Origin of the sequence: Pseudomonas borbori (genome assembly GCF_900115555.1) — a bacterium.
Lineage (GTDB): Bacteria > Pseudomonadota > Gammaproteobacteria > Pseudomonadales > Pseudomonadaceae > Aquipseudomonas > Aquipseudomonas borbori.
On record NZ_FOWX01000014.1, the window covers coordinates 1 to 15698 of the forward strand.

General features: G+C 63.4%; 9 protein-coding genes. 6 read left to right on the plus strand and 3 right to left on the minus strand.

The window, feature by feature from the left end; genetic code table 11:
• The first annotated feature begins 1301 nt into the window (after positions 1-1301).
• The 6 genes from BM315_RS12135 (at position 1302) to BM315_RS12160 (ending at position 12143) form a co-directional block, all read left to right on the plus strand.
• Entirely contained in the window at positions 1302-1805 is a 504-nt protein-coding gene (locus tag BM315_RS12135) for a hypothetical protein (RefSeq protein WP_090501266.1), read from the plus strand.
• Between the two features lie 206 nt (positions 1806-2011).
• Positions 2012-2887 (plus strand): helix-turn-helix domain-containing protein, encoded by an 876-nt coding sequence (locus BM315_RS12140; protein ID WP_090501268.1) that lies wholly within the window; start codon positions 2012-2014, stop codon positions 2885-2887.
• 206 nt (positions 2888-3093) lie between these two features.
• Positions 3094-5727 (plus strand): DEAD/DEAH box helicase, encoded by a 2634-nt coding sequence (locus BM315_RS12145; protein ID WP_090501489.1) that lies wholly within the window; start codon positions 3094-3096, stop codon positions 5725-5727.
• Positions 5728-6364: 637 nt separating this feature from the next.
• Positions 6365-7378 (plus strand): Lnb N-terminal periplasmic domain-containing protein, encoded by a 1014-nt coding sequence (locus tag BM315_RS12150; protein WP_212632952.1) that lies wholly within the window; start codon positions 6365-6367, stop codon positions 7376-7378.
• Positions 7379-7434: 56 nt separating this feature from the next.
• Positions 7435-9684, plus strand: coding sequence for a patatin-like phospholipase family protein (locus tag BM315_RS12155; RefSeq protein ID WP_090501273.1), 2250 nt, complete (start codon positions 7435-7437; stop codon positions 9682-9684).
• A 713-nt stretch (positions 9685-10397) separates the two neighbouring features.
• Complete coding sequence (locus BM315_RS12160) at positions 10398-12143, plus strand: SulP family inorganic anion transporter (RefSeq protein ID WP_090501276.1); 1746 nt, start codon at positions 10398-10400, stop codon at positions 12141-12143.
• A gap of 95 nt (positions 12144-12238) precedes the next feature.
• Here the strand turns inward: BM315_RS12160 and ppk2 are convergent, their stop codons facing one another.
• From ppk2 to BM315_RS12175, 3 genes are all read right to left on the minus strand, one after another.
• Positions 12239-13063: a polyphosphate kinase 2 gene (ppk2, locus tag BM315_RS12165; RefSeq protein WP_090501278.1), complete on the minus strand. Its 825-nt coding sequence runs from the start codon at positions 13061-13063 to the stop codon at positions 12239-12241.
• Between the two features lie 262 nt (positions 13064-13325).
• Positions 13326-14666 (minus strand): ArsB/NhaD family transporter, encoded by a 1341-nt coding sequence (locus tag BM315_RS12170; RefSeq protein ID WP_090501280.1) that lies wholly within the window; start codon positions 14664-14666, stop codon positions 13326-13328.
• A gap of 10 nt (positions 14667-14676) precedes the next feature.
• Positions 14677-15624, minus strand: coding sequence for an amino acid ABC transporter substrate-binding protein (locus BM315_RS12175; protein WP_212632953.1), 948 nt, complete (start codon positions 15622-15624; stop codon positions 14677-14679).
• Positions 15625-15698 lie beyond the last annotated feature (74 nt).

Sequence of the window (15698 nt, forward strand, 5' to 3'; positions counted from 1 at the left end):
CGCATTGCCTGGGCGATTGCCGTTAAGCACACTCGATATGAAGCCGAGCCAAACGGCTTGACCGCCTGACCCTACTGACTGAGCAGTACCACGACGACCTTTTCCGGTTTTGCGATAGCTGAATAGACGATGACGTGAACGGCCCACCGGCCTGATGAAGAACCTGATGTAAAAACTGGCTTTCGAAGCCGCCAACGTTTTCAGGATCCTCAGGCGCGACTCTCATCGAGGCGCGGAGCTTGCTCCACCAAGACGCCGGATAGATTTAGGCAAGCCTAACGCTCATCGCTGATCAGTATTGCAAAAGTGGGGGTGACCATAGATTTTTACACGGCCTGGGCCGGTAGCTGCCTCTCAAGGATGACCGTTTCAGGCCCAGAAGCAGCCGTTGGTTGAGCTCCTCGTATTAGGACGGCATATAGGCTGAACAGCCTCCAGGAAAGCCGGGGCGATTCACTGGGCCACTCCGACATCACCACAACGATGATCTATGCTCGCCTTGCACCAGAGCATTGGGATAAGGCGCTACCCCTAATCCCCTGTCTCTTTCGTTCACTGCACGGCGCGACTGATCATCGTGGCGGTGATGACGGACAGGACTATTCGTACACAAATAAAAAAGCAGCTCTCGGGAGCTGCTTTTCGATCCTACTCCCCCTGTTTATGCTTATGGGGTTTCAGGGCTGGATGCTCCTTTTGCTTTTCGGGTGTGACTCTCTGCCTCTTGTCCGGAGTACCATCTTCGTTTGTTCTTTTAGGGCCTGGCTTGATACTCATGGTCGATTTCCTTTATCGCTTGGGTTGTTAAATCCTGCCTTGTAATTAGCCCAGCCCCTTCAAACTGTCAAACAGGAAGCGGGCAAGGTGTAGGCATTCGGAAATCAATCGCCGACTTGTTCACACCTCAGAAGCCCCAATTTTGGGGCTTTCATCGAGCAGCTTGAATCGGCCCTTAGCTTTTAGACATCCACTAGACGTCCCCTTTTGGCCGTTTTCTGCCTGTCGCCACCGCCTGCTCCGGGTCGACTGCTGCCGGTTGTGATCGGCCAGCCAGGTAGCCTGAACAAGACACAGGTGGAAAACGCTCCGCGGTTTTTCCACCCTACGTGAATTTGACGGCTGTGTAGGATGGACAACGGTTACTGTCCACCCGCTTCTGCGATTGGCCGGAAACGGCCGTTTAGAGCAGGAAAAGTAAATCTGCCCCCCTTGGCCGACGACCCCAGCCAAGACTGGATACAATGTGCGCCCGACTACCCCGCGCCATGAGTATGGCTGCACCGGACAAGGAACTCGCCTCCATGGCCTCACCAGATAAACAGCAGAAACGCGCCCAGCGGGCCAAAGCCAAGGCCAAGGCCAAGCAGAACCGTTCGGGCAAGTCCAAGGCCATTGTCGTACATCCGGTGCTGGCCAATCCGCTGATCAACGAGCCGTTCGATGATGTCGAAATCGACCTGAGCACCTTCGACTTCAAAGACATCGAAGAGAACGGTTTCGACCCGGCGGACTTCGACGACCTGTTCCAGGCGATGAAAGTCGGCGAAGGCATCAGCCTGCTGGCGATGTGCCTGGTGTTCCTGCAATACCCGGTGTTGGAGCTGGTGGTCGCAGAGGAAGCGGAAGACGCGGCGACCGACTTCATGATGGGCCTGCTGATCACCTATCGCGGGATCTTCCACGATGAAGACGAAGACACGGCAGTGGAGTGGGTCGGCAGCGACGCCTTCCAGAATGCCTACAACGAAGCTTCGCTGATCCTGCAGAAAAAGAACGCTCGCGGCACCCCAGGCGCCCGCGCTTAAAAGAGCACGGAAAAGGGCGCGGATTTATTATCCGCCGCCAAATCGCCGCTTCTGGTCGCGCACGAGCTCTCGTAACCAAGCACTCCTTGGCCCAGCCAAACAGTTCATGGCCGCTGGCCCGCTCTTGCCTAAACTTGCGCTTTTCCCGACCGCAGGGCTGGCAGATGCCCGCGGCCGGGGTAGCATGGCGGCCAGAGGAAGTCTCCATGTCGCAGCTCGATCAAAGCCAGGTCTTCCAGGCCATGGCCAGTTCGCCCAATTCCAGACTGTTGCACAGCGCCGAGCTGGGCGACGGCCTGGCCGCGGCGTTGTGGAGCAATCGCCACGATACCCGCGACTACCAGGCGCCGAGCCACCACACGCTGTCCTGCTACCTGGCCGGTGGCACCGGCACCTTTCGTCGCGAGCGCCCGGACAGCAAGGGCGCGCCGGACAAACTGTGCATCCTGCCGGCCGGGCATCAGTCGGCCTGGGTGATCAACGGCGAGATCGACCTGGTGCACCTGTATGTCAGCCAGGAGCAATTCGCCCTCGGCGCCGTGCGCCTGCTCGACCGCGAACCACGCGAGCTGCAACTGCGCGAAGGCACCTTTCTCGACGACCCGCAGCAGGCCCAACGCTTTCGCCAATTGAGCCGATTGAACTGGCTGGAACCCGGCGAGCGTCTGCTGACCAGCAGCCTGGCCCACGCCCTGCTCGACCATGCCCTGCTGTCCCAGGTCGGCCGGCGCGCGGGCCTGCGTCTGAACGGCGGCCTGGCGCCGCTACAGCGTCGGCGGCTGCGCGAGTACATCGACGTGCATCTGGCCGAGCCGCTGAGCCTGGGCCAGTTGGCCGGGCTCTGTGCCTTGTCCGAGTACCATTTCGCGCGCATGTTCCACCTGAGTTTCGGCCTGCCGCCGCATCGTTATCTGCTGGCACGGCGTCTCGAACGCGCCCAGCAGTTGCTGCGGCAGACGCACCTGCCATTCGGCGAGATCGCCCTGGCCTGTGGTTTCGCCAGCGCCAGCCATTTCAGCAACCGCTTTCGCCAGGCCTTCGCCGCGACGCCGGGGCAGTACCGCCTGGCGCTCGGCGGCTGACCGGCCGCCGTTCGCCGGGAGCCTGCGTATTGCTGCGCGGGCGCCTGTCGGTTCCAGCCCCCCTGCGCGGCAGCCGGTCTGAGCAGCGCTCGGCGGAGTGCTCAACGGCCTGCTAATCCACCGCCAGCTGTGCCAGAATCATCGGCTTTGCAGCCACCCGGCACTGCCATGTCCAGACTCGCCCCCACTCCCGCTGAATTGCCATGATGGCCCTGGATGTTCTGCATCTGCGCCAGGCCGACTGGCGCCCGGCCTTTCGCGCCGGGGACTTCAGTCGCGGGCTGGGCTATGCCGAGCAGGGCCGCAGCACCCTGCTCAGCCTCAAGGGCGAGACCCTGCTGGCCAGCTGCCGCGGCTCGGGCGCACAGACCTACCAGCAACGCATCAGCCTGCAGTCCTTCCCCCAGGGCTGGAGCGTCAACGGCCATTGCAGTTGCCCGGTGGGGTTCAACTGCAAGCACGTGGTCGCCGCCCTGCTGACCCTGGAGCGCCAGCAACTGGCCGGGATCGATCTCAGCCCGCTGATCGAGACGCGCACGGAGGTCGTCGAGCAGCGCCTGGAGGGCGTTCGCCCCAGCCCCGTGCTGATACTCGGCAGCCATGTGCGGGTGCATTTCGATGCGCGCAAGGGGCGCATGCTCGAACAGACCCAGCACCGCGCCGCCCTGGCCTTCGATTACCAGGGCCAACTGGCCTACGGCAAACCGGCGAAAGATCTGCTGGTGCGCCAGAACCCGAACCTGAGCCTGCGCATCATCCGCGACGCCAGCGCCGAGGCGACGCTGCGCCAGCGCCTGGAAGACACCGGCCTGCAGGTCGCCCTGCGCCAGAGCGAAGCCCTCGCCGAGCATCCCGGCGAACACTTCGAGCTGCCCAACGAGGCGGCCTGGCTGAGCTTCGTCCAGCAGCAAGTGCCACTGCTGCGCGAGCAGGGCTGGCGGATCGAGCTGCAGCCGGAGTTCCGCTACAACCTGGCGCAGGTCGACGATTGGTACGCCGCGATCGAAGAAACGCCCGAGCACGACTGGTTCGACCTGGAACTGGGCATCGAGGTCGAAGGGCAGCGCATCAGCCTGCTGCCGATCCTGCTGCAGGCGATCCGGCACAAACCCTGGCTGCTCAATGGCGATGCCATGGCCCAGCGCCAGGACGAGGAAATGCTGCTGGTCAGCCTGCCGCAGAGCAACAAGCACATCGCCCTGCCCTTCGCCCGCCTCAAGCCCTTGCTGGCGACCCTGGGTGAGCTGTTTTTCCGCGAGCCGGGCGAGTCCAGCCAGCGCCTGCGCCTGCCGCGTGCCGACGCCGCACGCCTGAGCGAACTGGAGCAAGGCCCGGCGCTGAACTGGCAGGGTGGCGAGCAGCTGCGCGGCTTTGCCCAGCGCCTGCAGGCGCACAGTGCGCAGCAGGTCGAGCCGCCAGCCGGCTTGCAGGCCACCCTGCGCCCCTATCAGTTGCATGGCCTGGCCTGGATGCAGGCGCTTGGCGAGCTGGAAATCGGCGGAGTGCTGGCCGACGACATGGGCCTGGGCAAGACCCTGCAAACCCTGGCACATATCCTCGGCGAGAAACAGGCCGGGCGCCTGGATCGGCCGGCACTGATCGTCATGCCCACCAGCCTGATCCCCAACTGGCAGGACGAAGCCGCGCACTTCACTCCGCAACTCAGGGTGCTGGCCCTGTACGGGGCGAAACGCCGCCCGCTGTTCAAGCTGATCGGCGAGCACGACATCGTCCTGACCACCTACGCCCTGCTGCCGCGCGACCTCAAGGCGCTGGCGGCGCAGCCCTATCACCTGCTGATTCTCGACGAAGCGCAGAACATCAAGAATCCGCGCAGCAAGGCCGCGCTGGCCGCCGGGCAATTGCAGGCACGGCAGCGCCTGTGCCTGACCGGTACGCCGCTGGAAAACCACCTGGGCGAACTCTGGTCGCTGTTCAACTTCCTCATGCCCGGCTGGCTCGGCGACGCATCGAGCTTCACCCGCGACTACCGCACCCCGATCGAAAAGCAGGCCAACCAGCAGCGCCTGGCGCACCTGAGCGGGCGACTCAAACCCTTCGTCCTGCGCCGCACCAAGGAGCAGGTGGCGCGCGAGCTGCCGCCCAAGACCGAGGTCACCCACTGGGTCGAGCTGAGCGCCGCCCAGCGCGACCGCTACGAAACCCTGCGCCTGGCGATGGACAAGAAGGTGCGCGACGAAGTCGCCCGCCAGGGCCTGGCGCGCAGCCAGATCGTCATCCTCGAGGCGCTGTTGCGCCTGCGTCAGGCCTGCTGCGACCTGCGCCTGCTCGGCGATGACGACGCGCAGCTGAAAAGCAGCGACTCGGGCAAGCTCGGCGCCTTGCTGGAGATGCTCGAGGAGCTGGTCGAGGAAGGTCGCAAGGTGCTGCTGTTCTCCCAGTTCACCTCGATGCTGGCGTTGATCGAAAGCGAATTGCAGGCGCGCAAGATCGGCTACGTCAAGCTCACCGGCAGCACCCAGGATCGGCGCACCCCGGTGCAGCAGTTCCAGGCCGGGCAGTTCCCGGTGTTCCTGATCAGCCTGAAAGCCGGCGGCGCCGGCCTCAACCTCACCGCCGCCGATACCGTGATCCACTTCGACCCCTGGTGGAACCCGGCCGCCGAGGCCCAGGCCAGCGACCGCGCCTACCGCATCGGCCAGGACAAGCCGGTGTTCGTCTACAAACTGATCGCCCGTGGCAGCGTCGAAGAGAAGATCCAGCACCTGCAGCAGGCCAAGGCCAACCTGGCGCGCGGCCTGCTGGAAGGCGGCAGCCAGACGCAGTGGCAACTGGGCGAGGACGACCTGGCGGCGCTGTTCGCGCCGCTGAGCGATTGAGCGCTTGTGAAAAAACTCCCGCCTACAGCGCAATGCCGTTCACTTAAGCCAAGTGAGCGGCAGTTTTTGTAGAGCCTAGGTTTATTTGCCAGCCCCGGCCCACCCTACCCCCCCCAAGCCCGGATGAACGCCGGGGGAATCTGCAGCCTGAAAAACCGCTCCCGGGTTGCATCCAGGCTATGGGGTAATGCTGCGCAACTTGGAGGGCCGCGCCCGTTCTCGAAAATGCTCCCGGCATTTTTCCTACCTCCCCCATCCATGGGGTCGCCGACGGGCTTGCGGCATTTCCCACATCCATGTGGGTCACGCACCCCCGCGGCGAATGCAGCCCGCAGAGCTGCCCGGCTATCGCCTGGCGAGCACGGGTCAAAAGCCCGCCCCGAGTCCCACAGCAATACAATCCGGGCCTTGTGCATACACATGGGATCTAAGCGCTGGGCGCCAATATTTCAGCGGCCTGCGCGACTAATCCATCAATCAGGACGTCGCGGATTGCCAGGCCTGCCTACACTGAGACCACATATACCTATCCTGGCGCGGCAGGAGTTTGAAGATTGGACTGGATTGCCATGTCTCGCATTTGCTGGTGCCTTCAACAAATGCATGACACACAGAGACGCCCGCAATGAGAAAAGTCATGAATGGCTATGCCTTTGCTGCTGCCCTGCTGCTTGGTTTGTTGATTGCAACGGCTGGTGGCTGGGGTGTGCTGGCCATCACCTTTGCCGGGCCGCCAAACACCACGCTACGCACCTGCCTGGCTGGCGGATTTGCCATCGCCACACTGGCAGCGCTGATAGCTCTGGGCGTTGGCCGCTGGCGCGGGCCCGCCCTGGTGGCCTACCTCATCCTGTTCGCCGGGCTGCTGGCCTGGTGGTGGCGCATCGAGCCGTCCAACCAGCGCGATTGGCAACCCGATGTAGCCGTGCTGCCCTACGCCACCATCGAAGGCGATCGGGTCACCGTGCATAACATCCGCAACTTCGACTACCGCAGCGAAACCGACTACACCCCGGCCTGGTACGACAAAACCTTCGACCTGAGCAAGCTGGAAGGCGTCGACCTGATCGCCTCCTATTGGATGGGGCCGGCGATTGCCCACACCTTTCTCAGCTTTGCCTTCGAGGGCGGCGACCATCTGGCCATCTCCATCGAGACGCGCAAGGAAAAAAGCGAAAGCTATTCCACCCTCAAGGGTTTCTTCCGCCAGTACGAACTGTTCTACGTGGTCGCCGATGAACGCGACGTCATTCGCCTGCGCACCAACTTCCGCCAGGACCCGCCCGAGCAGGTCTATCTCTATCGGCTGCAGGGACCGCTGGAAAATGGCCGGAAGCTGTTTCTCGAGTACCTGCACGACATGAATGCGCTCAAGGACAAGCCGCAGTTCTACAACACCCTCACCACCAACTGCACCACGCAGATCTGGGTGAGTGCCAGGGTCAATACCGAGCACATACCCTTTAGCTGGAAGATCCTGGCCAGCGGCTATGTACCGCAATACCTCTATGAAACCGGCCGGCTGGGGGAGCACGAGGTGCCTTTCGAGGAAATCCAGCGCAGGGCACTGATCAACACCCGCGCCAATGCCGTGGCTAGCCCGCTGGATTTCTCCGCGCGCATCCGCGACCTCTCGCTCCTTGATGACTGAGGCGTAGCGGCACCGACCGCTCGCAAGCTGCAAGCAAACGCCACGGGGGAGTGACGATGAAACAGCTGGGTCTTTTCGTTTGCGCAATGCTGCTTGGCTGCTGCGCGCCGGGCATCCTGGCCAGCACCATGGCGGGCGAGTCGCTGACCGCCGGCAAACACCCGGCAAGCGACCTGAAACGCCCGAAGATCTGCCTGGTGCTTTCCGGCGGGGGCGCGCGTGGCGCCGCGCATGTCGGCGTACTCAAGGTGCTCGAGGAATATCGCGTGCCGGTCGACTGCATCGCCGGCACCAGCATGGGCTCGCTGGTCGGCGCCGCGTTCGCCACCGGCACCTCGATCGAGGAAATGCAGCGGCTGCTCGGCGGCATCTCGACCGAGTTGCTGTTCAAGGAAAAACCGCCGCGCCAGGAACTGTCCATGCGCCGCAAGCAGGACGACTACAGCATCCTGTTCACCCCCGAGGTCGGTCTGGGGGACGGCGAGGTCAAAGTCAGCAAGGGCCTGGTGTCGGGCGTGCAACTGGAAACCGTGTTGCGCAAGCTGTCCAAGGTCAAGGGCTTTCACGATTTCGATGAGCTGCCGATTCCCTTCCGCGCGGTGGCCACCGACCTGGTGACCGGCAAGGCCGTGGTGTTCAGCGAAGGCGAACTGGCCAACGTGATGCGCGCCAGCATGTCGGTGCCCGGCGCGGTGGCTCCGGCCGAATTCGATGGCATGATCCTGGTCGATGGCATGCTCACCAGCAACCTGCCGATCCAGACCGCCCGCGACGAGATGGGCGCGGACATCATCATCGCGGTCAATGTCGGCACCCCCCTGCTCAAACGCGAGGATCTGAACGGGATACTCGGCGTCACCAACCAGATGCTCAGCATTCTGACCGAGCAGAATGTGCAGGCTTCGCTGGCGACCCTGCAGCCGGGCGATATCCTCATCTCCCCGGAACTGGGCAACTTCTCCACCGGGGATTTCGACCACCTGCCGCAGATCGCCCCGCTCGGCGAGGTGGCGGCGCGTGAGGTGGCCGCGCAGCTCAAGCACCTGTCGCTGCCGCCTGCCGAATACGCCGCGCTGCGCCAACGCCAGTCGACTCAGGTGGTCGCCGACCTGCGGCCGGTCGACGAGGTTCGCTTCGAGCCGCTGGCACGGGTCAATCCTGAAACCCTGCAGGGCTTGATGGAAACCAAGGCCGGCCAGCCGATCGATCAGGAGACGCTCGACCAGGACATGCGCCGCCTGTATGGCACCGACGATATCGAGCACGTGAACTACCGTTTCCTCGAGGAACCGGGCAAGCGGGTGCTCGCGGTGAATGCGGTCGAAAAAAACTGGGGGCCTGACTACCTGCGCTTGGGCCTGGGGCTATCCAGCGACTTCAGTGGCGATGCCTTCTTCAACCTGCTCGGCAGCTATCGCCAGACCTGGCTCAACTCGCTCGGTGCGGAGTGGCGCAACGACGTACAACTCGGCCACACCAGCGGCCTGTATAGCGAGTTCTATCAGCCGCTGAGCGCCCAGGGCACCTTCTTCGTCGCGCCACACGCCGAAATCGAGCGGCGCACGGCGGACCTGTACCAGGATGACGATCGCATCGCCAGCTACGAGATAACCTCCACCCGTGCGGGCGTCGACGTCGGCAGCAATTTCAAACGCTATGGCGAGCTGCGTCTCGGCATGCTCGGCGGCACGCTCAAACCGCAACTGGACACCGGGCCGCAGAGCCTTTCCCCAGGCGAAGGCAGCATCGCGCAGGGGGCCTTTACCAGCAGGCTGATTCTCGACCAGCTCGACAGCGTGCACTTCCCGCGCTCGGGCTGGCGCGCGGGCGGCCACCTGTTCAACTCGAACAGCAGCCTCGGTGCGGACGATGAGTACACCAAGTGGGATGTCGAAGGTAACGCGGTCTATTCGTTCGGCAATCACACCTTCAATTTCGCCCTGAAAGCCGGCGGCAAGCTCGGCAACGATCCCTTGCCGCGCTACGACCAGTTCCAGTGGGGTGGCTTCCTGCAACAGTCCGGCTACTCCACCGGCCAACTGGCCGGCGAGGAGCTGCAGTACGGCAGGATGATGTATTACCACCGCATCCTGCCGGGCAGCATGTTCGAGGGCGCCTACAGCGGTTTCTCGCTGGAGGCCGGCAGGATCGGCAATCCGCTGGTGCCAGGCAACACGGAGGACTGGCTCAAGTCGGCCAGCGTGTTCATCGCCTCGGACAGCCCCCTTGGCCCGGTTTATCTGGGTTACGGGCGCGCGCAGGACGGCAACAGCAGCTTTTATTTCTATCTGGGCAGGCCGTTCTAGGGTCTGTTGCCGTTTCAGCGCAAGCCGCGTTGCCGCGAGAAGGTTTTTGTAGGAGCGGGGGGACGCCCAGTTCCATGCCCGCGATGTCTTGCAGGGCCAGGGTTCGCGAGCATGGCTCGCTCTCATCAAACAACCTGTATGTCATTGATTTTATGGGTTACGACATTCCTTGTGGGAGGGGCTTTAGCCGCGAAAGATTCCGGAGTCCCCACAAAAAACATCGCGGCTAAAGCGGAACGCCGCCCGGCCCCTCCCACAGGCACCCACAAGCCGATAGACGCAATTGCCCCCCAGTTTGCTGCGCGACAGCGCGGCGTCTGGACGACGGGGGATCTCCTACAGCGCTCTCCAAGCTCCGGCACGGAGCTGATCGCGAGCATAGGTTCCGTCGAACGCTTCGTGTATGAGTTTTGTATTGTAGATCAATAGGTTATATCGAAACAGCAACAGACCCTAGCAGGCCGTTTTTAACGCGGCATTGCCAACGCAGGTAGTTTTTCAATGGCCTGCTAGACGCTGTACGTGAGTAAAACGCCCTTGCAACGGCCGGCGCAGCAACGCCGCTGAGCAAGGGAGCAGCCATGGCCTGCGGGTTGGCTATCCATGTGAAACATCAACAGCCCGGAGGCAGGTAGCCGATTCTTGACCTAGCCTTCGTCTAGCAGGCCCAGCCTTCCGAGCCAGTCACCGGCCTCCGCCAAGGACGATTTGCCATGCCACCAGAGTCGTCACTACCCGACAGCCCGCCCCGCCGCGCCAGCGCAACCTCCTGGCTACGCTGGCTACCGGGCCTGCTGATGCTCAAGCAATACCGCATCGACTGGCTGCCCAAGGATCTGGCCGCCGGTCTGGTGCTCACCTCGATGCTGGTGCCCGTCGGCATTGCCTATGCCGAGGCCTCCGGCGTGCCGGGCATCTACGGCCTGTATGCCACCATCGTTCCGCTGCTGGCCTACGCCCTGTTCGGCCCCAGCCGCATTCTGGTGCTCGGCCCGGACTCTGCGCTCGCCGCGCTGATCCTCGCCGTGGTGTTGCCGCTTTCCGGCGGCGACCCAATGCGCGCCATCACCGTGGCCAGCATGATGGCGATGGTTTCCGGGCTGGTATGCATCCTCGCCGGCCTGCTGCGTCTGGGCTTCATCACCGAGCTGCTGTCCAAGCCGATCCGCTACGGCTACATGAACGGCATCGCCTTCGCCGTCCTCACCAGTCAACTGCCCAAGCTGTTCGGCATTTCCATCGAGGACGCAGGCCCCTTGCGTGATATCTGGCAATTGGCCCAGGCCATCCTGGCCGGCGAGGCCAACTGGTATGGCTTCGCCGTGGGAGGCGGCAGCCTGACGCTGATCCTGCTGCTCAAGCGCTTCAAGCAGCTGCCGAGCATTCTCATCGTGGTGATCCTGGCTACCCTGGCGGTCAGCTTCTTCGATCTGGGCAGCCAGGGCGTCAAGGTGCTGGGCGATCTGCCCCAGGGCCTGCCAACCTTCACCCTGCCCTGGCTCAGCGGCGTCGACATCGCCACCGTGGTGCTCGGTGGCTGCGCTGTCGCCGTGGTGTCCTTCGCCGATACCAGTGTGCTGTCACGCACCTATGCCGCACGCACCCAAACCCAGGTCGACCCCAACCAGGAAATGATCGGTCTGGGCGCCGCCAACCTGGCCGCCGGATTGTTCCAGGGCTTTCCCATCAGCAGCAGCTCCTCGCGCACTCCGGTAGCCGAGGCCGCGGGCTCCAAGACCCAAATGACCGGCGTGGTCGGCGCCCTGGCAGTGGCGGCGCTGCTGCTGGTCGCGCCAACCCTGATGCGCTACCTGCCCAGCAGCGCACTGGCCGCGGTGGTGATCGCGGCGGTCATCGGCCTGTTCGAATTCACCGACCTGAAGCGCATTTACCGCATCCAGCGCTGGGAGTTCTGGCTGTCGATGGCCTGCTTTGCCGGGGTCGCCGTCTTCGGCGCCATCCCCGGCATCTGCCTGGCGGTGGCGATCGCCGTGATCGAGTATCTCTGGGACGGCTGGCGCCCGCACTTCGCCATTCTCGGCCGGGTCAATGGTCTACGCGGCTATCACGATTTGAAGCGCTATCCAGCAGCCCGCCGCGTGCCGGGCTTGGTGCTGTTCCGCTGGGACGCGCCGCTGTTCTTCGCCAATGCCGAGCTGTTCAGGGAATGCATACTGCAGGCCATCGAGGAATCGCCGACGCCGGTACGCCGGCTGGTGGTAACGGCTGAGCCGGTCACCAGCATCGACGTCACCTCTGCGGACATGCTCGGCGAGCTGTGCGAAACCCTGCGCGCGCGCGGCATCGAGCTGCATTTCGCGGAAATGAAGGATCCGGTCAAGGACAAGTTCAGCCGCTTCGGACTGCTGGAAGTGTTCGGCGACAACATCTTCCAGCCCACCGTGGGCGCCGCCGTGGATGACTACCTCGACGATCATGCCGTGGACTGGACGCCCTGAGCGCAGGGTCGCGCTCAGCTGCACATCGGCCCCGAGCAGCAGATCGCGAGCAAACTCCAAGGCCTTCGCGGTCAATCAGCCCATTGGCCGTCGACTCAGTAGCGCTCTTCCACCATTTTGAAGGGGTAGGGAACCGCCTTGTAGCGACCGATCCGGGAGCGTTTGGGCAGTTTGACCGGCTCTTGTTGAGTCAGGTCCTCGTAGGGGATCTGCTCGAGCAGGTGGCTGATGATGTTCAGCCGCACCCGCCGCTTTTCCTCGGAGCGCGCCATGTACCAGGGAGCCCAAGAGGTGTCGGTGGCCGCGAACATTTCGTCGCGAGCACGAGTGTATTCATCCCAGCGGCTGAAGGACTTCAGATCCATGGGCGACAGCTTCCAGATCTTGCGGCCGTCGTTGATACGGTCCTCCAGACGACGCTGCTGTTCCTCGGCACTCACTTCGAGCCAATACTTGATCAGAATGACCCCAGACTCGATCATCATCTTCTCGAACAGCGGCACTATGCCGAGAAACTTCCGCGACGCCTCCTCAGTGCAAAAACCCATCACCCGATCGACGCCCGCACGGTTGTACCAACTGCGATCGAAGATCACCACTTCGCCGGCCGCCGGCATATGCACGAGATAGCGCTGCCCATACATCTGGGTCTTTTCCCGGTCGGTGGGCGCCGGCAGGGCCACCACACGAAACACTCGCGGGCTGACCCGCTCAGTGAGCGCCTTGATCGTCCCACCCTTGCCCGCGCCATCGCGCCCTTCAAAGACGACGCATACCTTCAGGCCCTTGGCCACCACCCACTGCTGCAGCTTGACCAACTCCACATGCAGCCGCTTCAGCGCCTCTTCGTATTCCTTCCTGTGCAGGCGTTCCCCGTCAGCCGGCAGATCCACTGCTGCTTTCTTCTTGCTTTTGGCCATTTGCGAAGTTCCTCCGACTGATTAATACGCAAACTACTGATAGGGCTGCCTACAGTTTCAAACACCAGGAGTGTAGTAAAGCTCGGCCCGCCGCCCTGTACCGCAGACCTCCACTTACGAAATGCATCGCGGCCCCAAGGAAGGGTTGATGGTGAATGTGCCCATGGCAGGCGATCGATCGATAAAAAACGTTTCAGCATGCCATTCACCACCCGCCGGGTCTGTGGATGACAGTCGGCAGCCCCCATGGGCGGCCTCTGAGCTAATGGGCCAGCCAGAACAGCGCGACCACGTACAGCGCCGCTACAGCCAGCTGCAGCAGGGTGATCGGCACGCCATAGCGTGAAAACCGCGCGAAGGTCACCTTCTCGCCCTGCCCGGCACAGATGCCGACCGTGACGATATTGGCCGAGGCGCCGATCAGCGTGGCGTTGCCGCCCAGCGTGGCACCGAACATCAGGGCAATGAACACCGGCAAGGTCGCGGCCGGCCAGTCAGTGAAGCCGGCGGCTAACGCGATTTCTGGAACCGCTTCGACAGCCACCAGATAGCCCTTGGTCATTACCAACGCAGCAGCCACCACCGGGATATTGGCGAGCAGGCTCGACAGCAGACCGATGCCCGCCAACAGGGCGAGCGCAACCAGGGCGAACTCCACGCCGAACCAATCGTAGAGCTTGAGGGAGAGCCCCTGCAGCAGCCCAGTCTGGGTGAACGCCTGGACCAGGCAGAAGATGGCGCCGAGAAACAGCAGAGTCTTCCAGTCGATATCGCGCAAGACCACTTCAACCGGCTCGATATGCACCGCATAGACGACGAGCAGGGCCAGACTGGCTGCGATGATTGCCACCGATGGCGGCACTATGCGCACCGGCAACTGTTCGCCGAACAGGAACAGCACCACCATCATGGCCAGCACGCCCAGCGCCAACAGTGCGAAACCCGGCCGTTCAAGCGGAACCACTGGCTCCGTATCCGCGAGTACCACCCGCGCTCGCCATATGTGCGGCATCAGCCACGGCAGCAGCGGGATCACCACCAGCACGGCCAGCAGGCCGGCGAGACTGACCGTCTGCAGATACTGGACGAAACTCATGCCGATCGAACTGCCAACCAGAAAGGTCGCCGGATCGCCCACCAGGGTAAGCATGCCGGCGGCGTTGCTGACGATCGCCGCCACCACCATCGGCCCGACGAAATCCACCTTGAGCGCACGGGCCACACGGATGATCACCGGGGCGAGCAGAATCACCGTGGTAGCGTTGGGCAGGAACGCACACACCGGGGCGACCAGCAGCACCAGCAGAATGAGGAAGCGTTTGCCGCTGCCCATCGTGGCACGCAGGTAGATAGCGCCAACCCGTTCGAACAGACCGGTGCTGGCCAGCACCCGCGCCACCACCATGCCACCGAACAGCAGGGAGATAGGGCCGCCGGCGGTACGCAGGGCGGCAATCAGATCGTTGTCACGCAGGATGCCGAAGGCGAGCAACAGGCCCACCCCAAGCAGCGCGGCGACCGCCATGTCGATCACATCGAAAGCGATCGCCAGGATCACTGCGCTGAAGATGGCGAGGGTCAGGTAGATCTGCAGATCGGTCATGCCCCCTCCTTCAGTCGATCGGTGGCGCGTACATCAGCCCACCCTCGCTCCACAGCCGGTTCAGTCCCCGCTCGATGCCGAGTTCACTGGCAGAGCCAACATTGCGTTCATACAGCTCGCCATAGTTGCCCACCGCCCTGATTGCTCGTATCACCCAGTCGTCCTGGGCTCCCAGTGCCCGGGCCAGGCGGCTGTCCTGGCCGCTCAACAGACGCCCTGTCGCGCCACCGAACTCGCGCACCCGCGTTTCGACATTGGTTTGGGTCACGCCGTATTCCTCGGCCAGGACCAGGCTATACAGCACCCAGCGCACCAGGCTGGCCCACTGCGGGTCATCACCCGCCACCACCGGCCCGAGCGGCTCCCTGGAAATGCGTTCGGGCAGGATCACGAACGCCTGCGGGCCACCCGGCGCACGCACGCGCATGGCGGCCAGTTCCGCGGCATCCGCGGTGCAGACCTGGCAACGACCGGCAAAAAAGGCCTCGGCCAACGCCGGTGTCGAATCGATCACCAGCGGCTGCCAGTCCAGGCCGTGGATACGGGCATGGTCGGTCAGATTGGCCTCATGCGTGGTGCCCTTGCCGACGCATACCCTGCCCTCCCTGAAATCGGCCAGCCGAGCGATACCGCTGGACTTCGCCACCATGAAGGCTTGGCCGTCGTAAAACAGCACCGCCGGGAACTGCACCTGCAGCAACGCCTCACGGGTCAATGTCCAGGTGGTATTGCGCACCAGCAGATCGATCTTGCGCGCCTGCAGGGCGGGGAAGCGGGTCGAGGCCCTGAGCGGCACGAATAGCACCTTCTCGGCATCGCCCAGCAGCGCCGCGGCCACCGCGCGGCAGAAGTCGGCGTCGAGGCCGCGCCAGCGACCCGCGGCATCCTGTGCGGAAAAGCCGGGGATGCCTTCGCTCACGCCACAGCGCAACTCGTCACGGGCCTTGATCCGGTCCACAACTTCGCCAGCCTGGAGGTTCCCGCCGAGCCATGTGCCAAGCAACAAAGGCAGAACTGCCAGCAACCGCCCTC